Genomic DNA, 24,176 nt, shown 5'->3' with positions numbered 1-24,176 from the left:
AAATCGAGGTCGGTTAAACTCGGGTAGGCCGGCCATCGGATTAACGCGAGCGCGTATTTTTCGGATATGGCCCTGGCTGCGCGAAATAAGAAGCATGTTGGAGAAGATGGGGGAAAATGCATCGCTAATCGTCCGTGTTGTCGCCATAAGGCCCCTCCCCCCCTTCGGGCAATCTTCACAACTACCGGTCCGTCAATTAAAATGAGTAGGAAAATGTTGGAGTCGACGTGTAAGGTACAAGGGGGGAAGAGGCGTGATAAACGCTGGGGGTTCAGATGACGGAACGAGTAAGAAGAAGCTGGTTAGGCGGTATTTGCAGTTCGTCAAGCCGTATCGGTATTATTTGTACGTGATGTTCGGGCTGGGACTGCTGCAGTATAGCGTGCCGCTCGCAAGTCCGTGGCTGACGAAAATTTTGATCGACGATGTGCTGCCTCAGAAGGATACGGGGTGGACCTTGAAGGGCGTCCTGCTTATTCTGGGATCGTTGTATGCGATGAACCTGATCGTTTCTTTTCTCAAAAATCATGTGGCCGCCAAAATGGGAAGCCGGATGGTGGCAGGCATACGAAGACAGCTGTACGGGCATATGCAGCAGATGTCGCAGCGTTTTTACGATAACCGTCATGTCGGCGGACTTTTGAACCGAATCGTCAACGACGTGAATGGAGCTCAGAACTTGATCGGAACGACGGTAATCAATATCGCGTTCGACTTGATCATGGTTATTTTTGCTGCCGTCTTTCTGTTCACGCTCAACTGGAAGCTTGCCTTGCTGGCGCTCTGGATATTGCCGATCTACTATTTGACCTTCACGAATATGAATGTCCGGATCCGTTATGCTTCACGGGCCGTCAATCGCCAAATGGAACGGATATCGGGCATGCTCGTCGAGCGCATATCCGGCATGAAAATCGTCCAGTCGTTCAACCGCGAGCAAACGGAGCTTGCCCGATTCGATAAACAGACCGAACGTCACATCAACCATTCGCTGGCAGCCCAGCTGCTGTCCAATATGCTCGGTCGGACCAGCGAGTTCGTCAATTACTCCGGTACGATCATCACATGGGCGGTAGGCGGCGCGTTCGTGCTGACCGGCCATATGACCATCGGGGCGCTCATCGCGTTTCTCGCCTACCTGGGACAGCTGTACGGGCCGATTCAGCGGTTTGCCGACGTCAATGTGACGATTCAGAACTCGCTTACGAATATCGAGCGCATTTTCGAGCTTCTGGATGTGGAGCCCGATGTGAAGAACGCGGACAATGCGCTGCCGATGAAAAGCTGCGAGGGAGATATCCGGTTCAAGAACGTCTGCTTCACTTACGAAACCGAGGTGCCTCTTCCGAGAAACGAAGAAACCGGGCACGATCCCGATCTGATAGAGCGGCAGAAGCCGCAAAAGCCGTTCTACTGGCTCCCGGCCCAGACGAACACGCCTCCGCCTCCGACGACGATCGAGTCGCGCAAGGCGCTCGAAGGGATAAGCTTCCATGCGAAGCCGGGGCAGGTTGTCGCGCTGGTAGGTCCGAGCGGCGCGGGGAAATCGACGCTGATCAATTTCATCCCCCGTTTCTACGACGCCGACCGCGGCGCATTATATCTTGACGGCAAGGACATCAAAGAATACGATATACACGATTTGAGAAAGCATATCGCCGTCGTGCTGCAGGAAAATATTTTATTCTCCGGAACCGTGTACGACAATATCGTGTACGGCCGGCCCGACGCGAGCAAAGAAGAAGTGATCGAAGCGGCGACGGCGGCGAACGCCCATGATTTCATCATGACCTGGGAGAAAGGGTACGATACGGTGCTGGGCGAGCGGGGAATGAGGCTGTCGGGCGGACAAAGGCAGCGGCTTGCGATCGCGCGCGCGCTGCTCAAGGATCCGCGGATTCTGATTCTCGACGAGGCGACCTCAGCGCTGGACGCCGAATCCGAAGCGGTCGTGACCGAAGCGCTGGATCGGCTGATGAAGAACCGGACGACGTTCGTCATTGCCCACCGATTGGCAACCGTAGTGCGCGCAGACATGATTTTGGTCATGAATAACGGACAAATCGCCGAATCCGGTACGCACGAGCAGCTGCTGCTGCGCGGCGGATTGTACCGGGAGCTGTATGAGAAGCAGCTGAAGGCGATGCGTCCCGAAGGGCTGGAGCTGGCCGAACGGTCGATCTCCTGAACGGGGTAAACGAATTTATTGGAAACCAGGGAGGATAACGGATGAAGAAATTGCGTTGGGGCGTACTTGGAACCGGCAACATCGTAGGAAAAGGGGGACCGGCCCTGCACCGGTCCGAGAATGGCGAATGGCTCGGCGTAGCCGGCCGTACGATCGAGAACAGCCGCAAGGCCGCGGATACTTACGGGGTTCCCCGGGCGTATGCCGGATACCGGGAGCTGTTGGACGATCCGGAGATCGATGCGGTTTACATTGCGCTGCTCAACCATGTGCACAAGGAGTGGGCGCTCGAGGCGATCAAGGCGGGCAAGCATGTACTGATGGAGAAGCCGTTCGCGCTGAATACGGCGGATGCCGAGGAAATTATCGGGCTGGCCAAGCGGCACGGAGTGCGCGTAGAGGAAGCGTTCATATGGCGTACGATGGAAGGGCACCAATACGCCAAGGAAGCGATTCGCGGCGGAATGATCGGCGAGCCCGTCTTTTTCCGCGGCAGCTTCTCCTTTCAGGCGGCCCAGACCAGCACGCGGTTGAACGAGGCTTGGGGGGGCGGCACTTTATACGATGTAGGCTGCTATTTGGTATCGTGGAGCCGCTTCCAGTTCGGGGAGGAGCCGGAGTTTGCGGATTCCCGGATGTATCGTGCGGACGGGAAAGGCGTCGACGTCCGTTTCGCGGGGACTCTGCTGTTCCCGAGCGGCGGGACTGCCCACATGACGGCCGCCCTGGATATGCCGTACAGCTGCGTCTATCAGATTTTGGGCACAAAAGGGGAGCTTGAGGTCAAGCAGTCCGCGAATGCGCAATCGGTAACGCTTGAAGTGACGGTTAACGGCGAGTCCAAATCGTTTACTACCGACCGCGTCGCTCCGTTTTGTCTGCAGGCCGAGCGGTTCGCCGCTTATGCCCTCGAGGGGGACCTGGCAACCGACAGCGAACAGTCCATTCTTGCGCAAGCTCGCGCGATGGATGCTTTGTTCCGATCGGACAAGGAACGCGCCAGAATCAAGCTGTAAGTCCGGAACGGCTTTTTTCCTTCACACAATCTTCACAGTTTCGCTCCTATAATAAACAAGTCTAGTTCATGTATTCGACGGATGAAGGCCAGATGATGGCAATTACTTTAGCTCGCAGCGGGAAAGGTAGCCGCTCAAGGGGGAGACAGCGTGAAAAACGCGGGTGACTCACAGGAGACGATCGACCAGGACAACAAGAGGCTCGTGCGCCGGTACTTGCAATTCGTGAAGCCGTACCGGTACTACTTGATGGCGATCGTCGCCCTGGGCCTGCTGCAATTCGTAGTTCCGCTTACAGGTCCGTGGTTGACGAAAATTTTGATCGACGACGTACTTGGGCAATCGGATTCCGGATGGACGCTGCAGCGTGTCGTAACGATTTTTGCCAGTCTGTATGCACTCAGCGTCGTTGTGACTTTTGCCCGCAACAATGTCATGTCGCGGCTCGGCGCCCGAATGGTGGCTGGAATTCGCAGGCAGTTGTATGAGCATATCCAGAAGCTGTCGCAGCGGTTTTACGACAGCAGGCAGGTCGGCAGCATTTTGTCCCGGGTGATCAACGATGTGAACGGGGCGCAAAACTTGGTCGGCTCGAACGTCATCAACGTGGCTTTCGATTTGATCATGGTCGTATTCGCCGCCTGTTTTCTGTTTTCCTTGAGCTGGAAGCTGGCTCTGTTGTCCTTATGGATACTCCCGATTTATTATTTGACCTTTACGAACCTGAACGTGCGGATCCGGTTCGCTTCCCGGTCGGTCAACCGGCAGATGGAGCGCATATCCGGCGTGCTCGTGGAGCGCATATCGGGGATGAAGATCGTCCAATCGTTCAACCGCGAGCAGACGGAGCTGGCCCGGTTCGACAAGCAGTCGGACCAGCACGTGAACCATTCGATGTCCGCTCAGATGCTCTCCAATACGCTGGGACGGATCAGCCAGACGGTCGGATACTCGGGTACGCTTATAACGTGGTCCGTGGGCGGAGCACTCGTATTGAAAGGCCATATGACGGTCGGCTCGCTCATTGCTTTCAACGCGTACCTGGGTCAGCTATACGGACCGATCCAACGGTTCGCCGAGGTGAATGTGACGATCCAGAATGCGATGACGAACATCGAGCGGATTTTCGAGGTGCTGGACATCGAGCCCGATGTGAAAAATGCCGACAATCCGGTCCGAATCGGGTCGTGCAAAGGCGACATCCGCTTCGAGAATGTCTCCTTCACTTACGAGACGGAGCTTCCCGTGCCCAAAGACCCGAAAGCCGTGTTCGATCCCGATATTATCGAACGGCAGAAGCCGCCCAAATCGTTTTATTGGCTTCCGCCAAAGACGAAGCCGGACCCGCTGCCGACTACGACCGAATCGAGAATCGCGCTCAAAGGGATCAACTTCCACGCCAAGCCCGGACAGGTGATCGCGCTGGTCGGTCCGAGCGGAGCGGGCAAGTCGACGCTGATCAACTTTATACCGCGATTCTACGATGTGGACGAGGGTGCCGTATACTTGGACGGCCGCAATATCAAGGAGTATGACATCTACGATTTGCGCAAGCAAATAGCGGTCGTGCTGCAGGACAATATCCTGTTCTCCGGCACAGTCTATGAGAATATCGCTTACGGGCGTCCGGATGCTCCCATGCAGGAAGTATACGAAGCGGCCAAAGCGGCCAATGCTCACGATTTCGTCTCGAAATGGGAGAAGGGCTACGATACCGTAATGGGCGAACGGGGTGTGAGACTGTCCGGGGGACAGAAGCAGCGGCTCGCCATCGCCAGGGCGCTGCTCAAAAATCCGCGCATTCTCATACTCGACGAAGCGACCTCGGCTCTCGACGCCGAGTCCGAAGAGCTCGTTACAGAAGCTCTGAACAATTTGATGAAAAACCGTACTACGTTCGTTATCGCCCACCGGCTGGCCACCGTCGTGCGGGCCGATCAGATCATCGTAATGGATAACGGAGAAGTCGCCGAAGCGGGAACTCACGAGCAGCTGCTGAGGAAAGGCGGCTTGTACAAAGATTTGTACGAGAAGCAATTGAAGGCGATGCGTCCCAAAGGGATGAAGCAGATGCTGCTGTCATAACGGATCGGCCGAAAGCCGTCCGGAAACAACTATGTTTCCGGCGGCTTTTTTTGCTTTAATAAAGTAGACGGCCGTAGTAAAAATATTTGACAATGATAATCATTATCACTTAAACTGATTGTAGATTGCGATCGCAGCCATTCGGAAACAATGGAAAGGATGCAGCGTTCGCGGTTTCCGTATGAATCGCAGCAGGCACTGCTACATAGAATGGAGGAATCGCCATGGAATACAGAATCGAGAAAGATACGCTCGGGGAAGTACAGGTACCCGCCGACAAGCTGTGGGCCGCGCAAACCCAACGCAGCTTCGAAAATTTCAAGATCGGCACGGAGCGGATGCCGATCGAGCTTATCCGCGTATTCGCCATGCTGAAGAAAAGCGCGGCTTTGGCCAACCTGAAGCTGGGCAAGCTGGGGGCCGATAAAGCCGAAGCGATCGTCTCGGCCGCGGATGAAATCATAGCGGGACAATGGGACGACCACTTTCCGCTTGTCGTATGGCAGACCGGCAGCGGCACTCAGTCCAACATGAACGTCAACGAAGTCATTGCCAACCGCGCCAACGCTATACTCAAAGATAAAGGAAGCGACGCGAAAATTCATCCGAACGACGATGTGAACAAATCGCAAAGCTCCAACGATACGTTCCCGACGGCGATGCATGCGGCCGCCCTCGTCGCCATCGAAGACCGGGTGCTTCCGGCGATCCAAAAGCTGAAAACGACGCTGCGAGCCAAAAGCGAATCGTTCCGCGATATAATCAAAATCGGCAGAACCCATCTGCAGGACGCCACCCCGCTGACGCTCGGACAGGAAATCAGCGGCTGGCACCGGATGCTCGAGAAGACGGAATCGATGATCCTGGAAAGCTCGAAGTCGCTCTCGGAGCTGGCGATCGGCGGGACGGCAGTCGGAACGGGGATTAACGCGCACCCGAGATTCGGAGCTTTGGTCGCGGAAGAGCTGGGCAAGCAGACGGGCAAAACGTTCGTATCCGCGGATAACAAGTTCCACGCGTTGACCAGCCATGACGAGCTTGTGTACGTTCATGGCGCGCTGAAGGCGCTGGCCGCCGATCTGATGAAAATCGCCAATGACGTGCGCTGGCTGGCAAGCGGACCGCGCAGCGGGCTCGGTGAAATCTCGATTCCGGAAAACGAGCCGGGCAGCTCGATTATGCCGGGGAAAGTGAACCCGACGCAAAGCGAAGCGATGACGATGGTCGTTTGCCAGGTGATGGGAAACGATGCCGCGATCGGCTTCGCGGCAAGCCAGGGCAACTTTGAGCTGAATGTATTCAAGCCGGTCATCATTTACAATTTCCTGCAATCCGCCTGTCTGCTGGCCGATGCGATCCATTCGTTCCATGACCATTGCGCCTTAGGCATCGAGCCGAACCGTGAAGTTATCCGTTCTCATATGGAGCGATCGCTCATGCTCGTAACGGCGCTTAATCCGCATATCGGGTACGAGAATGCGGCGAAGGTCGCCAAGACGGCGCACCTGGAAGGATTGACGCTGAAAGAAGCGGCAATCCGGAGCGGGCTGCTGACCGAGGAGCAGTTCGACCGATTCGTCCGTCCGGAAGAAATGATCCATCCGAGGGGGGATTGAACGGGCATGTGGAACGCGCTCCCGATTACGCGGGATTTGTACGGGTTTCAACTGGAGCACAGCTATTCCAAGCCGTGGACCGCTACCGTTACGGTCAACGAATCGATAGACGGCCTCGAGCTGGCCGCCGACGTATTTTTGTTCGACCTGAAAGGAAGCGACGCATACGAGCAGCTGTTGGAATCGATACGCCGGTTTTCCGTCAACCTGAAGCGGGATAAAGGAAAGCATACGTGCCAGCTGACGTTTCGCTGCAAAGGGATAACGGATGAGGTGCAAGGACTGCCTCTGCCTGCGGAGAGCCTGGAGAACGGATATTTGCTCGTCGATTTGGAATTTTCGGAAGAGCTGTGAACATTCACGAGTCCATATAAGCAGGTCGGGCAAGCTTACGCTGCCCGACTTTTTGCCGTTTCGGGTCCGTGGCGTTATTCGTGCGCAAATGGTAGAATTAAAAAGACAGGTATGCAGCATGGATTGGGAGGGAATACGATTGGAATCTGCGGAAAATGCTACGGTGCTTATCGTCGAGGACGATAACGAAATTCGCGAGCTGCTTCGGCTCTACTTGATTAAACACGGCTACCGCACGGTTGAAGCGACGGACGGCATTACCGCTTTGCGCCAATTTGAAACGGCACGGCCGAACCTGGTCCTTCTGGACATTCAGCTGCCGGGTGTCGACGGACTGGAAGTATGCGAGCAAATTCGCAGCGTGTCCAATGTGCCGATCGTCTTCGTCAGTGCTCGAGGGGAAGCGGAGGACATCGTGCAAGGCCTGAATCTGGGGGCCGACGATTACATTCCGAAACCGTTCGACCCGGCCGTAGTCGTGGCCCGGGTAAAAGCGAATTTGCGCAGAGCGCCGATTTACCGGCGTTATGAAGCTGCCGCTCCCGGTACCCGTATCGCAGAACCGGCGATTCCGGCGGAAGGGATCTATATAGACCCGAAAAAAATGACCGTCCATGCGGACGGTCAAGAAGTACGTCTATCGGCCAAGGAATTCCAGCTGCTCGCGTTTATGGCCAGTCATCCGAACGAAGTATTCGCGGCTTCCGAGCTGTACGAGCAAGTATGGGGCAGCGACAGCAACGACGATCCGAGAACGGTCATGGTGCACATTTACAATATGCGGAAAAAGCTGGAGCATAACCCGGCCGAGCCGCGTTTTATCGTCAGCGTGCGAGGCATGGGTTACCGGTATGAAGGCGGCGCCCACTAATGCCGGTCAGATCGGGCGAGCCTGAATCCGAGAACGGTAATATCGTCCCTTTGCGGTTCGGTTCCCCGATAACGATCCAATTCCGCGAGCAGAAGCTGCTTCTGCTCCTGCAGAGGAGCTCCTCCGTTCGATTCGATCCACTGTTTCCACCTCGTCTTGCCGAAGGAGTAGTTTTTGTCCCCGCCGTTCTGGTCGGCCAATCCATCCGTTGTCAAGTAGACGACATCTTCGGGTCCGATCGTCACGGAAATGCTCTCGTACACATGATCGGACGGTGTCTTCCGATATCCGATCGCTCTCCGGTGCCCATCCACTTCTTGCAGATGGTCAGGCTTCCGGATGTACAGCGTGCATCCCGCCCCGGCGTAAATCGTCTTCTCCGGCGTGATCAGGCACATCCCGATATCGACGCCGTCGTCGGTCAAGCCGTCCTTGCCTTCCTGATTCAGCATTTGCTTGATCGAGCGGTTGAGCTGCGACAAAATAAGGCCGGGATCGTCCGATTCGATGCGATCGACGATTTGATCCAGCAGCGATACGGTCATGATCGACATGAGCGCTCCCGGTACGCCGTGACCCGTACAATCTCCTACCGCAATAATAAACCCTTTCTCGACCCGCTTGATCCAGTAAAAGTCTCCTCCGACCAAGTCTCGCGGCTTCCATAACACGAAGTGGTCGGGCAGCGCTTCCCGAAGCTCGGTTTCGGAGGGGAGCGCCGATATGAGTATTCGGCTGGCGTAATCGATACTGTCGAGTATTTTCACGTTCTGCTCCTCAAGCTCCTTCGTTCTGTGCGAGATTTGCTTCTCCAGCTCCTGGTTGAGGGCAACCGCCCGCTTGAACGGATCGGCCAGCTTGCGGGATGTATAATAGAAGAAAAATACGACGGAAAACAGCGCGATGGCGACGGCAATCGCGGTCTGGGCCTGGATCGTCTTGAGAAACGAGATCGCTTCCTCGCGGTCCACCGACACGACGAGCGTCCATTCCGTAGTCGGGATCGGCAAGGCGACCAGATCGTTCGTTCTGCCGTCCGCAGACCGGTATTCCAGCGCCTCCTGGCTCTGGCCCGTCAAGCTCCGTACTTTCCGCGCCGTATCGGGAGGCAAATAGTCGCTGATGTTCCGGCCGTTCTGGTCCAGCTCGTCCGACAAATAGATCGTGCCCGACTGGTCGGTCAGCCACAAGCTTCCGTCCTTGCCGTATTTGTATTCCTCGAATTTCCCGGACAAATCCCGTAGGCTGAAGCCCACTCCCACGATCGCATGCGGCTTGCCTTCGTTCTTAGACAAGGCGTTGACGAAGACGAACGTGTCGTTTCGCTCCTCGTTGCGGTCGATGTCATACTTGAAGTCTTTGCCGGACTTCAAATAATCGAAAAACCATTTGTCGTCCGGATCATTGACGGACATCACATCGATGACGGCGCCGTCTTCGGACCAGTAGTTGCCGCTCGGAACGCTGACAATGAAGGAATTGTCATAATGAAACTGCTCCTTCAACCTGCGCAGCTTGTCGAGCACGGCTACGCCTGTGGCGTCTTTTTTCTCCCCGCCCGATATCCATTCGCGGACTTCGTGGTCCTCCGCGAAAATACGGCTCGTTTCCGCCGCTCTCTCGATCGTTCCGCTTATTTTGGCGGTTATGGAGGCCGCTATATAATCGAGATCGTTTTCCTTCAGTTTTTTGACCGATTGTCCTTTGGTTATGTAATAAGATAGTACGCCTGTTAATATAATCGATACGACAAGCAATCCGGCGGCAAATGCGGACACCTTCGCAACCCCGGAATCGTAGAGCGGGTCGTTGCGTATCGCGGAGCGTCGGGAGGCGACAGCCCGTTTCATTATCAACCTACCTCTTTGGTCAGGATGTCGAACGGCAGACTCAGGTCTTCCTTCAGCTCTTCCGCGCATTCGAATTCGCTCTCGTTGTCGGCGTTGCAAATCCAACGGACGGCCACTCGTTTGCCTTGCGAATAGGCGGAATCGAACTTGTCCAGAAGCATCATGAGGCATTTCGTGCTGCTCGTGTTCATATACGGCATCTGAAACTCGAGGATCGCCTCTACGTCAGGCGACAGCTGAGCCAAATAACCGTCAGCCCATTCGAGAATAGGTTCATAAAATTTGAATGCGTTCTCGGGGTAAGATTGCCCGATCAAGGCAAGCAGGTTTGTTGCAGGGTCGAAATCGATGGCAGGGGAGCTTTTCGTCTCGGAAATAAAGTATCGTTGCATGTTGTTCACTCCTATAGGACCGCCTTCAAGGTGAAAAACGACAAATGTTCGTTCAGCTCCGTAACCGAATATTCGAGCGGATCCCGCGCTTTGCGGGCGATATCGATCAAACCGAGTCCGGCGCTGTCCGACCCCTCGGGGAGTTCCTGGCGAAGCTTTTCTTTGTACAGCTGTTTCAACGCAGCTTTATCCATCGCGGTCAATAGGTCGATTCTGCCGGTAAGCTTGGCGAGATCCTCCTTCTCAACGACGTTGCCGGAGCAGATGAAATGGCCGTTGCCGGTTTTGCCGATCGTAACGATGCTGGATAGGGCTATCGTATCGGAGAATAGGCTGTCCTGCTTGATGGAGCAGTAATCTTTAATATTTTGCGTCTGCTCGATAAAGATCGAGAAAATATGGAATATTTCGTTTTGCGGCCGTTCCTCCGACTCCAGGTACGACTTGACGGCTGCGCCATATTCCTCGATCAAGCCCTGCGACAGCTTTCCGGCAAAGCTGATCAAAATTCCGTATTCCCTCAACATGTTCTGGACGGTCAATAAATTTAGCTGCAAAGCATCTTCCTCCCGGTAACAGTATGATCCTTACTAGTGTATCAGGAAAAGGGACGAATGGGGAGAGCATTTCCTTCGGTCAAGAGCCGGCGGGTAGTGCAATCGTTCCGTCAGCCGACATCGAACCGTCATACGCCGGAACGGAGAAGTGAAACCGGCTTCCTCTGCCCGCCTCGCTGTCGGCGCCGATTTGGCCGTTGTGCTGGCTGACAATTTCCCTGGAGATGGCCAAGCCCAGTCCGGCTCCCGACACGGCATGCGAATCCGCATTGCCGGCACGGAAAAACCGTTCGAATATGAACGGGAGATCGTTCGGCTCGATGCCCTTGCCCGTATCTTCCACCGTCAAGGTGAACCAGTACGGCGGGGTGTTCGCCTTGGCGGACTTGAATGCCGTAACCGAATCGGGAGGCTGTGCGGACAGTCGTCCGGATAGCCGAACCGTCCCTCCTTGGGGCGTAAATTTGAGAGCGTTGTCCAGCAAATTCGTTACGACCTGCTCCATCCTTACCGTATCGATAAACAGGATGGCGCTCTCGGGTCTGATCCCGAGGCTTTCCTCCACGGAGATGGATGAATCGAGGATCAGCGCCACGCCTTGGCGGTTGGCCTCCAATTCGTACTTCCGGGGAATCGACATCAACCATTGAAGGATGGACGTACGTTTGAAATGAAGCGGAAGCTGATTCGCTTTCAAGGTAGAGAGCTGGAACAGATCGGAGATCAGCTGGTTGATCGTCAGCAGCTTCTGATAAATCATCGTCAAATATACGGGATCGGGCTGTATGACATTGTCCAGAAATGCTTTTATGTATCCTTGCACGGAAGTAATCGGAGTTCGAAGCTCATGCGAAATATCGGAGATCAATTGCCTTCGCAGCTGTTCGAGGTTTTGAAGATCGGCGGAGGCGGTCCTCAGGTCCTGCTCCTGCTCTTTCAGCGTCCGGCCCTGGATGTCGCTGATGCGGGACAGCTTCATCGTCGTTTTCAGCAGTTTCTCGTAATGCTGGGCCAGCTGTTCGAACTGCCGCTGATCCGGCTGCTTGCCGCTCGCGACGTCCGTTTTGGCCGCTCTCAAAATATGCAGTTCTTCGGTAAACACGTCTTGCTCGGAAGTCGTTCCGAAATCCACCAGCGCTCTCTCCCCGGTACTAGAGTTGTGAATCATTATAGCACAGCCTTAAGAAAACTTTTAGAATTTCGGTGCATAAAAGTTAATCTTCTTTTTGTATAATTCGTATAAGGATTGAATTGCTGCCGGAGCGGGGTCCAGGGATAAGAACTGGACTTTGGTATGGGATGGACTACGGCGACGGTCTGTATCATATATCGATCGGCGGCGTTATGATATAGCCATAAGCTGCTGAATAGGGCGGGTGTCTGGCATGAGTGGAAAAATATTATTGTTATCCGGGCCGTTCGGGGAAGGTCATAAGCAGGCGGCGCAAGCGCTGCTGGAAACTTGCAGGCTGGCAAGACCCGATGCCGAGCCCGTTATCGTAGATTTCATGGAGTGGACGCTGCCGAGGCTGCATGGGATCAGCAAAGCCGTCTTTCATCAAGGCGTGCAGAAATTTCCTTCGGTGTACGGATATTTGTTCCGTCATACCCGCAAAGGGTCCACGTTATCCTCGCTGCCGGGACGTCTTCGCTGGTACGGTTTGAAGCGCATCGTCAAGCTGCTTGACGAAGTGGACCCGTCCGTCGTCGTTTGTACGTTCCCGCTGGCGGCCGCGGCCATGTCGGCATTGAAGATGGCAGGTTTGACCGATATTCCGACCGTCACGGTCATTACGGATCATACGGATCACAGCTATTGGGTTCATCCCGGCACCGATCTGTATGTCGTAGGTTCGGAGAAGGTCAGACGCGGACTGTCGAAGTCCGGCGTACCCGACAGTCGCGTAGAAGTAACCGGAATTCCGGTCAGACCTCCTTTTTGTGCGGGAACGGCGGGGGCGAGGCGAATGGCGCTCCGCACGAAGCTCGGCTTGTCTGCGGACAAACCCGTTCTGCTTCTCATGGGAGGCGGATACGGGATGATGCATGAGGGAATGATCCGTCTGATGGTTAACGCGGCCCGCACGGGCTCGATGCAGGTCGTCGTTGTATGCGGCCACAATGACAAGCTTCGCCGCAAGCTGGAGGAACGGCTCCACAGCGAGTCCGCCTCCGCGGCCAACGGGGTCCGCTTGACCGGCTTCGTAAGAAATATGGAGGAGTATATGGGAGCGGCGGATCTGGTCGTTACGAAGCCCGGCGGCCTCACGACCTCGGAAGCGATCGCCATGCGTCTGCCGATGGTGCTGTATAGACCGCTGCCGGGTCAAGAGGAAGACAACGCCGATTTTTTGACAGGGGTTCAGGTAGCCGTTCGCGCATCGGATGAAGGGGAATTGGAGCAGCTGGTAGGGGCGTTGATCCGCCAACCGGACAGACTGGCGTTCATGAGACGGAACATGGAAAGGATGCATATGGAACGAGCGTCAGACCGGGCATTGGAGGCGATTTTCGCGGCTCGCCATTGTCCGATCCCGCGCTGGGAGAGATCGCCGGTTCGCGTTGGCGTATAGCCGCCATGCGGATGGGCGGATGTATATGGCGGAACGGACGCATCGGCATACAATAAAGAGCAACGCTCATTACGAATAGGATGGGGCGGTTTCCATGCCGAGCGGCTCTTGGGGTGTAATGGTACTGGTTTTGTATATTTTGCTCGTGATCGTGCTCATGGGATTCGTATAATGCGGGAAACAAACAAAAGCAGCCGTCAAGATGTCGGGAGACATTTGGCGGCTGTTCCGTTTCATATCGTTTCGTTTGGATGCAGCGCAGCGCTGAATTAGAAGCCTTTGTATTGAGGCTCTTCGTTTTCCAGTTGGCTCACGCGGGAGCTGATTTGGTCGACGACTTGCTGCGTCGTTTGGGCGCATTGCTCGAACACGCTCTTCGCTTCCTGATTTTGCGTGCTCAGAGCAAACGTTTCGAGGCTTGCTTGCGCGCTCTTCAGGGAGGCCAGACAAGTTTTTACTTGCGATGATACGGTCATGTAGGTCACCTCCTTTGCCAATACATACTATTCCCGTTTGCCGGGTTCTCATATCTGTAAAAAACTGTCATGAAAGGTGCTGCCTGTTTTACGAATAATAAGCTTGTCAAACTTTGAATTGCCGAGGATTCGGAAAGCATAAGCAACACCAAACCATCGACAGAAAGAACCGGTGATAGAGATGCCGCTATGGACACAAATTGTCGTGAGATCGGTCGCCGCCGTTGCGGTGCTGTTCCTGATGACCAGGCTGCTCGGCAAAAAGCAGCTTTCCCAGTTAAACTTTTTTCACTACATCGCAGGCATTACGATCGGCAACATCGCTGGCTTTATTTCCCTGGAAATCGAGAACCATTTTATGCTGGGCGTATCGGCCATTCTTGTCTGGACGCTTATTCCTGTCGGGATGGAATGGCTGCAGTTGAAAAGCAAGAGGGTTCGCAAATGGTTCGACGGAGAATCGACCGTACTGATCAAGGACGGCAAAGTGCTGGAAGATAACCTGAAGAAAGCGTCGTTCACCTCGGACGAGCTTCTGGAAGAGCTGCGGCAAAAAAATGCGTTCCGCCTGGCCGACGTCGAATTCGCCGTATTGGAGACGGACGGGGAGGTCAGCGTGCTGCTGACGAAGGAAAACCAGCCGATTACGCCGAAAAGCTTGGGCCTCAAGGTACCTAACGAGCAGGAGCCGCAGACGGTTATCATGGACGGCGAAATATTGGACGAGCCGTTATCCACCGCGGGCCTCAGCCGCGGATGGTTAACGACCGAGCTGGAGAAGATAGGTGTTACAAGGGAGAACGTCTATTTGGCTCAAGTCGATTCTTACGGCGGATTGACGGTCGATCTGTACGACGATTTGCTGAAAACGCCGCAGCCCAGCCAGCGCGAGCTGCTGTGGGCCACCTTGCGCAAGTGCGAGGCCGACCTGGAGCTGTTCGCACTCGCCACGAAAAACCGCAAAGCGAAAAAAACGTACGAGAGCTGCGTGCGTTCGCTGAAAAGCGTCGTCGGACAAGTGGAGCCCTATTTAAAGCGATGACGGACGAATAAAGGAGAGATGAGAATGGCAACGATGGCCGCACAGAAAAAGAAGAAGCTCACTCCCGTCCAGCAGGAGTACCAGGTGCTCGCGAAGAAGAAGGAGCCGCCTCGGCCGGTCGCCAAAAACTGCCTGCTCGCCTTCGTGAGCGGCGGAGCGATATGCTTGATCGGACAGCTGTTTATGGAAATGTTCATCCATTGGTTCGGCTTTACCGAGAAAACGGCCGGAAGCCCGACCGTTGCCGTGCTCATTTTCATATCCGTCGTGCTCACCAGTATGGGCGTATACGATAAAATCGCCCAATGGGCGGGAGCGGGAACCGCCGTTCCCGTCACCGGCTTCGCCAATTCGATGTGCTCGGCGGCGATCGAGCACCGCAGCGAAGGTCTCGTGCTGGGCACGGGCGGGAATATGTTCAAGCTTGCCGGATCGGTAATCGTCTTCGGGACGGTAGCCGCCTTCATCATCGGCATTATCCATATGCTGCTCGATTGGGGAGGACGATGACATGCTGGTCGGACATCAAACCTGGAAATTCCCGAATCCGCCCGTCATTATGTCCACCGCGACCGTCGTCGGCCCGGACGAAGGCGAGGGACCGCTTGCGAACGATTTCGACATCGTGCACGGCGATCTGATGCTTGGCCAAGACAGCTGGGAAAAGGCCGAGCGGAAGCTGCTCGAGGAATCGACCAAGCTGGCGGTGGAGAACGCGGGACTGACCAGCGGAGATATACAATGCTTCGTCGCCGGCGATCTGATGAATCAAATTATCAGCGCCACCTTCGCCGCGAGAACGTTGTCGGTTCCCTACTTGGGCGTGTTCGGAGCGTGCTCCACCTCGATGGAAAGCTTGGCCGTCGCCTCGCTGCTCGTCAGCTCCGGCTCGGCCAAGCATGCGCTTGCGGCAACGGCGAGCCATAACTGCACGGTGGAGAAGCAGTTCCGTTACCCGACCGAATACGGCTCCCAGAAGCCGCCTACGGCGCAATATACCGTGACCGGATCGGGCGCCGCGGTGCTCGGGCTTAAAGGGGACGGACCGAGGGTTACGGCCGCCACGATCGGCCGGGTGGTCGACATGGGGATTAAAGATCCGTTCAACATGGGAGCGGCGATGGCCCCGGCCGCGGTGGATACGATTCAGGCGCATTTGCGGGATCTGGCCATAGAACCGGGGCACTACGACATGATCGTCACAGGAGACCTTGCCTCGGTCGGTTATTCGATCGCCTGCGAGCTGCTCGAGAAGCATAAGGTGCCGATCAAGCAAACGAATTATTACGATTGCGGTCTGCTTATCTATGACGTTAACCGCCAGTCGGTGCAAGCGGGAGGAAGCGGGTGCGCGTGCTCGGCGGTCGTCACGTACGGGCATTTGCTGAAGCGGCTGCGGGACGGGCATATGAAGCGGCTGCTTGTCGTGGCGACCGGCGCGCTGCTCTCCCCGCTTTCATTCCAGCAAGGGGAAAGCATCCCGTGCATCGCCCATGCGGTGGCAATCGAAAGCGGAAGGGGCGTTTAAGATGGATGTGATGCAGTTCGTATGGGCATTCGTAATCGGCGGCGCGATTTGCGTAATCGGCCAGTTGATGATGGATGTAGTAAAACTGACACCCGCGCATACAATGAGTACCCTCGTCGTTCTAGGAGCCGTCGTGGACGGGATCGTGATCGGCGGCAAAAGCCTGTACGACCGATTTATCGAGTTCGCCGGGGCGGGCGCTACGGTGCCGATTACCAGCTTCGGCAATTCTCTCGTGCACGGCGCGCTTCAGGAGTACAAGCTGCACGGCGGGATCGGGATTATTACGGGCATCTTCGAGGTGACGAGCGCAGGCATATCGGCGGCGATCATTTTCTCGTTTTTGGCCGCGACGTTCGTGAAGCCGAAGGGCTGACCGCTTGGTACGATTTGCGCCGCATATCCCGTGTCCGCTCTCCCCGGAGAGATTCGTTAAGCGAGCCGCTTAACGGTCCTTTCCGGGGATTCGTTTTGTCTGGAATAGGACTGCAGTTATGCCGCAAAATATAGCTTTGTGGCCTGTTTGATCTCATGATATAATGGCAAAGGTCTTTTTTTCGTTCATAGCAGACTATTCAATCAATGATATGGAGCGGGCGGATTGGGAGAATGAGCAGGATGTGGAATGGGCTGATCGCGGCGGGCCGTTATTTGGGAAAGCGGTATTTCGTATTGCTGTTATCCGGCTGGCTCGTATTGTTTATGGAAGCGTTGAGCAGGAATCGTGCATGGGGCGCGATGGAGTGGAGCGTCCAGCACGTACCCGCCTTGTTGTTGAACGGCATTTTTTTGTCGGGAGCCTGGCTCGTGTTGACAGCCTTTACCGGTAAAATCAGGCTGTCCTTCTGGATCGTCTCCGCCATCGGCTTTGCGCTGGCGCTTATTACCGGAGTCAAATCGAAAATGCTCGGAGTGCCGCTTCTGCCATGGGATTTCGTGCTGACCGGCGAAGCCGGGGACATGATCGAATATGTGAAAAATATCGTAACGGTCCAGCTCGTGCTGGATGTGACGGCGTTTGTCGCCGTAAGCTGGCTGCTGCTCTATAAGGCGAATTCAGCACAAGCGATCCGTTGGAAGGAACGTTGCGGGATGGCGATCTTCGCGATCGTTATTACCTGCATCGCCTATACGGACAAACCGTTTCCCATAAAAAGCGTATTTGGCATAAGCGCAATCACGTACGATCAATCCGCCAATGTGGACACGAACGGCTGGCTGCTCGCGACCGTCATGAATCTCGAATATTTGGGCGTGACGAAGCTGGAAGATTATAGCGATAGGGCGGTTGCCGATATCGTAGCGGTCAACGGCCACAGGAGCGGCGGGGCGGAGGCTGCCGAGAGCGATAACGTCAAGCCGAACGTCATCGTCGTGCTGAGCGAGTCGTTATGGGATCCGACGCAATTGGAGGGGATTGCGTTCAGCAGGGATCCGATGCCGTTTTATCACGAGCTTCGGCAAACGACTGCTGCGGGGACGCTGCTGTCTCCCCAATTCGGCGGAGGCACCGCCAATGTCGAGTTCGAAATATTGACCGGGAATTCAATGCGCTTTTTGCCGCAGGGAACGATTCCTTACAACCAGCACATTACGCGGAGCATCGATTCGCTCGCCAGCATCCTGGCCCGGCAAGGATACTATTCGACCGCGATCAGTCCGTTTCACCGCTGGTATTTCAACAGCGACAAAGTATACAAAAATTTCGGCTTCTCCCAATATATCCCTCTCGAGTTTTTCGAGCCCGTGTACGAAGGCGCCTATATAGCCGATAGCGAAGTAGCGAGAATGATCATCGGGCAGACGGGCAAAACCGACGAGCGCGATTTCATTTTCGCGAATACGATGGAAAACCATTTCCACTACTATCCCGGAAAATTTAAACAAAATACGATCGAGGTCGAAGGCGACATCCCCAAGGAGACGAAAGGGCTTCTGGAAACGTACGCGCAGGGCGTGCAGGATGCGGACAATATGCTCCGGACGCTCGTAGAGCATTACCGGGATTCCGGCGAACCGACGATCATCGCGTTTTTCGGCGATCATCTGCCTTATTTGGGAGACGGGTACAAAGCATACAAGGACGCGAAATGGATTCGCGGGGACGACGATCCGGATTTCCTGAACAAAATGCATCGGACGCCCGTTGTCGTATGGAACAATTTCCTTCCGGAGCAGCAGGAAACGATCGATATGAGCCCGTCGTTTCTAGGCTCGTACGTGCTGGACAAGGCCAAGCTTCCGGGGACGTACTACACCGATTTTTTACGGGAATTGTCCCTCAAAACGCCGGTTATCCCACCCAAAAAATATTTCGGGGAAATGCATATAGACGAGGCCGATATGAAGCGCTACGAGCTGCTTCAGTACGATAGCTTGTTCGGGGAACGTCATGCTTACGGCGAAATGAAGAACCGAATCGTCAATCCGGACTATTTTCTCGGAGCGGGCCCGATCGAGATCGAGGAAGTAAAGCTAGACACGCCAAAGGCCGGGGCCGATGCGGAAATTACCGTTGCCGGACAAAATATTCCGGCGCAAGGAAAGCTGTTCGCGAACGGCAAAGCTTTGGAGACGAAGCGGGATTCAGGCGGCGGACTGACGGCCAAAGCGCCGGCCGACTCGTTCAAGTCGGGCAGCTGCGAAGTACAGGTGAAAGTTTTCGACTCCAAGGATATTATCGTAGGGCAATCCAACGTCAAGAAGATTGCCATCGCGACCAAATAATGAGACCGGCTTCTTTGCGAGTTGCGAGAGGCCGTTTTTTTTTGCGCATCAGAATGTTCAAACTCTTTATCGCACTAAAGCGAAGAGGGAGGTTTCTGTATAGGGAAAATCCATTTTTTTATATATAATGGAAGAAATGTTTCGTTCGAATCGTCGTGAAACCTTTTTGTCCTGCAAGCGTATACAATATATTGCGGAACGGGCGAACCATTTGGCGAAATCTGCCGTTTCCTCTATTGTCCGACTGCATTTTTTGTAATCTATTTGTAATGATCGAGGGGCTATACGACGTTTTTCAATTCTTGTAGAATAGGAATAAGGCCCCTAAAAGGCAGAAATCATCAGGTTGGAACGGAACTACGGATCATGGAGAGGAGCAGGACGAGATGGATGCATCATTCGTGGAAGATTTAACCATTATAAGACAACTTAAGGCAAATTTGGAATCCTGCATTCTGGGTAAGACCGCCGAAGTCGAATTGCTCTTGACCGCTATGCTCGCCGGCGGACACGTTCTGCTCGAAGACGTGCCGGGAACAGGCAAAACGGTTCTCATCAAAGCGTTGGCCAAATCCGTCGAGGGCCAGTTCCGGCGCATTCAGTGCAATCCGGACTTGCTGCCCACGGACATAACCGGCGTAGCGATCTACCATCCGAAACAAGAAACGTTTTTATTCCGGCCAGGTCCGGTTATGACGAATATTTTGCTCGCGGACGAAATCAACCGCGCGACGACGAAAACACAGTCCGCTCTGCTCGAGGCGATGGAAGAGCGCCATGTGACGGTGGACGGGGAACGCCATCCGCTGCCTTCGCCGTTTCTTCTGCTGGCGACGCAAAATCCGATCGATTTCGAAGGCACTTACGTGCTTCCGGAAGCGCAGCTTGACCGCTTCATGATGAAGTTCAGCCTGGGCTATCCGGATCACGAGACGGAGAAGAAAATGCTGTTCTCCCAAGCCAGCGGACATCCTGTCGACCGATTGGAGCAGGTAGCCGACATAGAGCGGGTGACGGAGATGCAGGGGCGGGTCAGGGAAGTGCACGTCGACGAGGCGGTTGCCGATTACGTCGTATCGATTACGCGGAAGACGCGCGAGCACTCCTCCGTCTTTCTGGGAGCAAGTCCGCGGGCGACGATCGCCCTCTTGCAGGCGGCGAAGGCGTTGGCTTATTTGCGCGAGCGGCAATACGTCATCCCCGACGATATTAAGTATTTGGCGCCGTTTGTGCTGGGCCATCGGATGATTTTGCATTCGGAGGCGAGAATCGAAGGCTTGACCGTCGATTCGGTGTTCCAGTCCATTTTTGGGCAGATCAGGGTGCCCGTTCGTCTCGAGAAATAATGGGATGGAAGGAAACGGGGTGAGCAAACGATGGGCATTCTATCCAGATATTCGGCCCGATTCTGGGGCATCGCATCACTATTCGCGTTCAGCTTCCTGTTTTTGTTGTTTCAAGGCGGCAAGCTTGCCTTCATGGTTTTTATTATCGTAGCCGTTCTATGCTTGTATTTGGCCTTGAGCCGCTGGAGCGGCATTTCCAAGACGCAGGGCGGACGGACGCTTCTCAACGCGGAGCACGAGGCGGTGCTCGAGGCGGGGACGTCGCTAGCGGTGCAAATCCAAGTGCAAGTACCCGGCTTTTGGCCGATTCCGTACGTTTCGGTCAAGGACCGTCTCGTTCGCCGCGGCGGGGAAGAGCACGTATTCGAAACGTTTCTGATCCCGGATTGGAAGAGGCGCGGGGAAGTATCTTACCGGACTCCTCCATTGCGGCGCGGCTTCTACCAATTCGGAGATACCGATTGCGCAACGGAAGATATTTTCGGCTTGTTCCGGCATAAAGGACGGCTCGAGCTTCCCCACACGTTCGGCGTTTTACCCCAGAAAACCCATATCCGCGATTGGAATCAGCTCCACCAGCTGTTCCGCGGCATGCACCACCATTCGGCGACAACCCGTTCCCATCGGGAAACGACTCAAATCAACGGTGTACGCGAATATATTTACGGAGACCGGCTGTCCCGTATTCATTGGAACGCTACGGCCAAGACCGGCACTTGGAAGTCCAAGGAATTCGAACGGGAGTCATTGCCGAAGACGGTCATATTGCTCGATCGCAATATGCGCGCCTATCGCAGCAAAGAGCATTTCGAGCTGGCGGTTTCCATTGCGGCTTCGTTGATCGATTACGCGGGGAGCCGGGATTTGGCGCTGGGACTTCTGTCGGTGGGCAAAGATTCCAAATATTTCGAACCGAGGCTGAGCGCGAACCATCAGAAGGTTATCGTTAACCATCTGATCGACGTAGAGCCCGACGGTCAATATTCGCTTATGGATGTATTGAGGGACCGCTCCAGATTGTTTATGCCGGGAGTTTTCTTCACGATCATATCCCCTCAATTCGGGGAAGCGATGTCGCAGTCGCTCGGATGGATCGAGCAAAGGCAAATGAATCCATGCCATATTTGGGTGTCGTGCGACGTTCCCGATGCCGATCAGGAGCGCTGGAAACGGCAAATGCAGGCGAAAGGCGTCATGGGCTACGCCGTTTCTTCGCTTGACGAGCTGGCGCTTGTGTTGGGAGGGCGGAAATAAATGGAGCAGCGATTATGGCAGAGGCTGCTGCTGCAGGATTGGCATGACCGATTGACGGCCATTCTGACCGGCTTGTTCCTGCTGCAGTTTGTCCAATGGATTCATAAGGAAGATCAAGTGTGGCTGCCCGAGACGGTAGCGATCGTAAAGCTTACCCTACTAGTCGTGTTTGTCGTCGAATTGTTCCCTCGTCTGCACTGGGGATTGCGTCGGCTGCTGCAGGCAATCGGTATTTTCTATGTACTGGGCACGATGCTGGATTATGTGCCGGTCGGTCGGCAATTTCATTCGATTCGCGACTTTAGCGCATTCGCCGTAGATTTGGGGCAGTTATTCCGCGCCAACTTCATGCAGCTCGATCCGTTCGTATGGTTTGCCTTGACCGCATGGCTTCTGTCTCTATTCACTTTCTGGTGGATGAAAGCGAAATGGCGAATTATGGTAGCGCTCATTTTATCGGTCGGCGCATTCGCGTTCCGCGACTCGTTCAGTTTTCTCGTTCTTTGGCTGCAAGTGGCCATCCTCATCTTCTGCGGACTGTTCTTATTGATCATTCGCCACTTCGCGGGCTTGAAGAAACGGAATCCGGCGGGCTGGGCGCATTTATCCGATTATCCGTTGAACGTGTCCCTTCCGATCGTCTTTCTAGTATCGCTCGTCGTGTTTATCGGCACGCTTGCGCCGGACGTCCGCGCGCTGGTGACCGACCCGTACACGATGTGGAAAAATATTCGAGGCGAGCAAATTACGTTTTTCAACAAAGGATTCGGTACGAGCTCCGTACTCGGAGGAGAGTCATCCTCTGGCTACAGTCGCAACGATTCGACGCTTGGCGGGGAATTTTCGTTCGACTTCACGCCGGTCATGTCCATTTCGACTTCGCACCGCAGCTATTGGCGGGGGGAAACGCGCTCGCTATATACGGGGAAAGGGTGGATCGCGAGCGATGTGGAGCGCCGGACGCCGCTCGTTCCCGTAGCTGCGGAAACCTCGCTTCCGCAGGATACCAGATTGGCGCCTACGCTCGCGAAGACGGTGGATGTGACGCAGACGGTTACGGTGCTCGGTGAAGCGGAGCAGGATTACCCGGTGCTGTTCGGAGCCTATGCGATCGACAAAGTCACCGCCCTCGGCGGCACGAACACGAACATGGCTTCCCTGCAATGGGCGGCCCGTTTGGGCGAATTGCGTTGGGTCCCGAACGGACGTCAAGCCTATCCGCAAACGTACATGATTACTTCCAAAGTACCGATCGTCGACGAGGCGGAACTGCGCAAGGTGCCCGCAGAGCTGCCGACGCGAGCCGGACTGGAAGAAAATTTGTTTCTGCCGGAAACGCTGCCGAACCGGGTGAGAGAACTGGCCCAGCAGGTTACCGCATCGGGAACGAACATGTATGACAAAGTCAAGCTGCTCGAACGGTATTTGTCCGCGACATTCCCGTACACGAACACGCCGGACTTGAGCAAAGGCAGAAGCCGCGATTTTGTCGACCGGTTCCTGTTCGAAGTCAAGGAAGGGTATTGCGATTACTATTCGACGGCGATGGCGGTTATGGCCCGCTCGCTGGGCATTCCGGCTCGCTGGGTGAAAGGCTACACCCCGGGCGCCAACGCGATGGCCGAAGATATGCTCAGCTTTCCGGAGGAGCTTCTTGATCCGGACGGAGCGGGGGAATATACGGTTCGCAACTCGGATGCGCATTCTTGGGTAGAGATTTATTTCCCGGGCTATGGCTGGATCCCGTTCGAGCCGACGGCCGGCTTCGCGCTTCCGATCTTCGCTCCCGAGGTTGAAATATCGACCGAACTGCTGCCGGCAACGTCCGGAGAGACATCGTCCGAGGCAGCCGATGAAAGCGTAATGCCGCGTGCGATCGGTTGGGGTGCCGGTGCCATTGCCGCTGCGATCTTGCTCGCGTTTTTGTGGGCCAACCGCCACAGCTTCCGCAAGTTCCGACCGTTCGGTCCGCTTGGCCGGCAGTTGGATTCGAATCAGCGCGCGGTGCTCGAGTTCGAGCGTCTGATCCGTTTCGCCAAGCGAAAGGGCTACTCCCGCAAAGAGCACGAGACGGCGAGAGAGATGGCGAACCGGTGGATCGACAAGGACAAATGGCTGCAAAAAGATTTGGATTCGTTGCTGTTCGTCTTCGAGAAGGCGAAATACAGCAGCTCTCGTATAACCGACGAGGAGCTTTCCTCCTTCTCGAGAATCGTGAGCAAGCTGCGTGAGGAAATGTAAGGAGAGGGCAAACAGCCGCGACCGACAATGGTCGCGGCTGTTTGCGTTGAAGGGGAAGAG

20 protein-coding genes are annotated in these 24,176 nt (G+C 55.1%); 15 read left to right on the top strand and 5 right to left on the bottom strand.

From position 1 onward, the window contains the following. The first annotated feature begins 253 nt into the window (after positions 1–253). The 6 genes from FE784_RS02195 to FE784_RS02170 all read left to right on the top strand — a co-directional run bounded on the left by FE784_RS02195 (position 254) and on the right by FE784_RS02170 (position 8,130). Positions 254–2,188, top strand: coding sequence for an ABC transporter ATP-binding protein (locus FE784_RS02195; protein ID WP_246131867.1), 1,935 nt, complete (start codon positions 254–256; stop codon positions 2,186–2,188). Positions 2,189–2,229: 41 nt separating this feature from the next. After that, positions 2,230–3,204, top strand: coding sequence for a Gfo/Idh/MocA family protein (locus FE784_RS02190; protein ID WP_139600478.1), 975 nt, complete (start codon positions 2,230–2,232; stop codon positions 3,202–3,204). 150 nt (positions 3,205–3,354) lie between these two features. Further along, positions 3,355–5,289, top strand: coding sequence for an ABC transporter ATP-binding protein (locus FE784_RS42325; protein WP_281287004.1), 1,935 nt, complete (start codon positions 3,355–3,357; stop codon positions 5,287–5,289). A gap of 224 nt (positions 5,290–5,513) precedes the next feature. Continuing rightward, a complete protein-coding gene (gene fumC, locus FE784_RS02180; RefSeq protein ID WP_139600477.1) occupies positions 5,514–6,905 on the top strand; it encodes a class II fumarate hydratase in 1,392 nt (463 codons plus the stop codon). Positions 6,906–6,911: 6 nt separating this feature from the next. Continuing rightward, positions 6,912–7,259 (top strand): hypothetical protein, encoded by a 348-nt coding sequence (locus tag FE784_RS02175; protein ID WP_139600476.1) that lies wholly within the window; start codon positions 6,912–6,914, stop codon positions 7,257–7,259. A 139-nt stretch (positions 7,260–7,398) separates the two neighbouring features. After that, positions 7,399–8,130, top strand: a complete 732-nt coding sequence (locus tag FE784_RS02170) for a response regulator transcription factor (RefSeq protein ID WP_246131866.1) — start codon at positions 7,399–7,401, stop codon at positions 8,128–8,130. Here FE784_RS02170 and FE784_RS02165 read toward each other — a convergent pair. From FE784_RS02165 to FE784_RS02150, 4 genes are all read right to left on the bottom strand, one after another. Beyond that, positions 8,127–9,980: a SpoIIE family protein phosphatase gene (locus tag FE784_RS02165; protein ID WP_176705901.1), complete on the bottom strand. Its 1,854-nt coding sequence runs from the start codon at positions 9,978–9,980 to the stop codon at positions 8,127–8,129. The two genes, FE784_RS02170 and FE784_RS02165, sit on opposite strands and share 4 nt — an antisense overlap. Before the next feature lie 2 nt (positions 9,981–9,982). After that, complete coding sequence (locus tag FE784_RS02160) at positions 9,983–10,372, bottom strand: DUF1987 domain-containing protein (protein ID WP_139600473.1); 390 nt, start codon at positions 10,370–10,372, stop codon at positions 9,983–9,985. An 11-nt stretch (positions 10,373–10,383) separates the two neighbouring features. Further along, a complete protein-coding gene (locus tag FE784_RS02155; RefSeq protein ID WP_218103736.1) occupies positions 10,384–10,929 on the bottom strand; it encodes a SiaB family protein kinase in 546 nt (181 codons plus the stop codon). Between the two features lie 79 nt (positions 10,930–11,008). Next, positions 11,009–12,061 carry a sensor histidine kinase gene (locus FE784_RS02150; RefSeq protein ID WP_176705900.1) on the bottom strand — a complete coding sequence of 351 codons (1,053 nt, stop codon included), beginning with the start codon at positions 12,059–12,061 and terminating at the stop codon, positions 11,009–11,011. Positions 12,062–12,314: 253 nt separating this feature from the next. On the opposite strand from FE784_RS02150, the gene FE784_RS02145 reads away from it, so the two are divergent. Next, positions 12,315–13,502: an MGDG synthase family glycosyltransferase gene (locus FE784_RS02145; RefSeq protein ID WP_139600471.1), complete on the top strand. Its 1,188-nt coding sequence runs from the start codon at positions 12,315–12,317 to the stop codon at positions 13,500–13,502. A gap of 269 nt (positions 13,503–13,771) precedes the next feature. Here FE784_RS02145 and FE784_RS02140 read toward each other — a convergent pair whose 3' ends face one another. After that, positions 13,772–13,978, bottom strand: a complete 207-nt coding sequence (locus FE784_RS02140; protein WP_139600470.1) for a DUF1657 domain-containing protein — start codon at positions 13,976–13,978, stop codon at positions 13,772–13,774. Between the two features lie 181 nt (positions 13,979–14,159). On the opposite strand from FE784_RS02140, the gene FE784_RS02135 reads away from it, so the two are divergent. From FE784_RS02135 to FE784_RS02100, 8 genes are all read left to right on the top strand, one after another. Beyond that, the gene (locus tag FE784_RS02135) at positions 14,160–15,020 is read left to right on the top strand and encodes a DUF421 domain-containing protein (protein WP_139600469.1); all 861 of its coding nucleotides are present in this window, start codon (positions 14,160–14,162) and stop codon (positions 15,018–15,020) included. Between the two features lie 33 nt (positions 15,021–15,053). Then, positions 15,054–15,530, top strand: coding sequence for a stage V sporulation protein AC (gene spoVAC, locus FE784_RS02130; protein ID WP_139600582.1), 477 nt, complete (start codon positions 15,054–15,056; stop codon positions 15,528–15,530). Between the two features lies 1 nt (position 15,531). Continuing rightward, entirely contained in the window at positions 15,532–16,548 is a 1,017-nt protein-coding gene (gene spoVAD / locus FE784_RS02125) for a stage V sporulation protein AD (RefSeq protein WP_139600468.1), read from the top strand. 10 nt (positions 16,549–16,558) lie between these two features. After that, positions 16,559–16,924, top strand: coding sequence for a stage V sporulation protein AE (gene spoVAE / locus FE784_RS02120; protein ID WP_139600581.1), 366 nt, complete (start codon positions 16,559–16,561; stop codon positions 16,922–16,924). 242 nt (positions 16,925–17,166) lie between these two features. Then, positions 17,167–19,275 carry an LTA synthase family protein gene (locus FE784_RS02115; protein WP_139600467.1) on the top strand — a complete coding sequence of 703 codons (2,109 nt, stop codon included), beginning with the start codon at positions 17,167–17,169 and terminating at the stop codon, positions 19,273–19,275. A gap of 386 nt (positions 19,276–19,661) precedes the next feature. After that, positions 19,662–20,621 (top strand): AAA family ATPase, encoded by a 960-nt coding sequence (locus tag FE784_RS02110; RefSeq protein WP_139600466.1) that lies wholly within the window; start codon positions 19,662–19,664, stop codon positions 20,619–20,621. A gap of 30 nt (positions 20,622–20,651) precedes the next feature. Next, positions 20,652–21,875: a DUF58 domain-containing protein gene (locus FE784_RS02105; protein ID WP_139600465.1), complete on the top strand. Its 1,224-nt coding sequence runs from the start codon at positions 20,652–20,654 to the stop codon at positions 21,873–21,875. Continuing rightward, entirely contained in the window at positions 21,876–24,116 is a 2,241-nt protein-coding gene (locus tag FE784_RS02100; RefSeq protein ID WP_139600464.1) for a transglutaminase-like domain-containing protein, read from the top strand. It begins immediately after the preceding gene. The last annotated feature ends 60 nt before the right edge of the window (positions 24,117–24,176 follow it).

This window comes from Paenibacillus hemerocallicola (genome assembly GCF_006265175.1).
GTDB lineage: Bacteria > Bacillota > Bacilli > Paenibacillales > NBRC-103111 > Paenibacillus_AB > Paenibacillus_AB hemerocallicola.
The sequence above is the reverse complement of the archived record's forward strand: the minus strand, read 5'-3'. Positions and strand labels throughout refer to the sequence as shown.

Excerpts from the sequence above, each read along its gene's own strand:
- FE784_RS02105 (WP_139600465.1), top strand. The coding sequence starts at position 20,652 with ATGGGCATTCTATCCAGATATTCGGCCCGATTCTGGGGCATCGCATCA.
- FE784_RS02165 (WP_176705901.1), bottom strand. The coding sequence starts at position 9,980 with ATGAAACGGGCTGTCGCCTCCCGACGCTCCGCGATACGCAACGACCCG.
- FE784_RS02135 (WP_139600469.1), top strand. The coding sequence starts at position 14,160 with ATGCCGCTATGGACACAAATTGTCGTGAGATCGGTCGCCGCCGTTGCG.
- FE784_RS02110 (WP_139600466.1), top strand. The coding sequence starts at position 19,662 with ATGGATGCATCATTCGTGGAAGATTTAACCATTATAAGACAACTTAAG.
- FE784_RS02115 (WP_139600467.1), top strand. The coding sequence starts at position 17,167 with ATGTGGAATGGGCTGATCGCGGCGGGCCGTTATTTGGGAAAGCGGTAT.
- spoVAE (WP_139600581.1), top strand. The coding sequence starts at position 16,559 with ATGCAGTTCGTATGGGCATTCGTAATCGGCGGCGCGATTTGCGTAATC.
- fumC (WP_139600477.1), top strand. The coding sequence starts at position 5,514 with ATGGAATACAGAATCGAGAAAGATACGCTCGGGGAAGTACAGGTACCC.
- FE784_RS02175 (WP_139600476.1), top strand. The coding sequence starts at position 6,912 with ATGTGGAACGCGCTCCCGATTACGCGGGATTTGTACGGGTTTCAACTG.
- spoVAD (WP_139600468.1), top strand. The coding sequence starts at position 15,532 with ATGCTGGTCGGACATCAAACCTGGAAATTCCCGAATCCGCCCGTCATT.
- FE784_RS02160 (WP_139600473.1), bottom strand. The coding sequence starts at position 10,372 with ATGCAACGATACTTTATTTCCGAGACGAAAAGCTCCCCTGCCATCGAT.
- FE784_RS02140 (WP_139600470.1), bottom strand. The coding sequence starts at position 13,978 with ATGACCGTATCATCGCAAGTAAAAACTTGTCTGGCCTCCCTGAAGAGC.
- spoVAC (WP_139600582.1), top strand. The coding sequence starts at position 15,054 with ATGGCCGCACAGAAAAAGAAGAAGCTCACTCCCGTCCAGCAGGAGTAC.
- FE784_RS02145 (WP_139600471.1), top strand. The coding sequence starts at position 12,315 with ATGAGTGGAAAAATATTATTGTTATCCGGGCCGTTCGGGGAAGGTCAT.
- FE784_RS02100 (WP_139600464.1), top strand. The coding sequence starts at position 21,876 with ATGGAGCAGCGATTATGGCAGAGGCTGCTGCTGCAGGATTGGCATGAC.
- FE784_RS02190 (WP_139600478.1), top strand. The coding sequence starts at position 2,230 with ATGAAGAAATTGCGTTGGGGCGTACTTGGAACCGGCAACATCGTAGGA.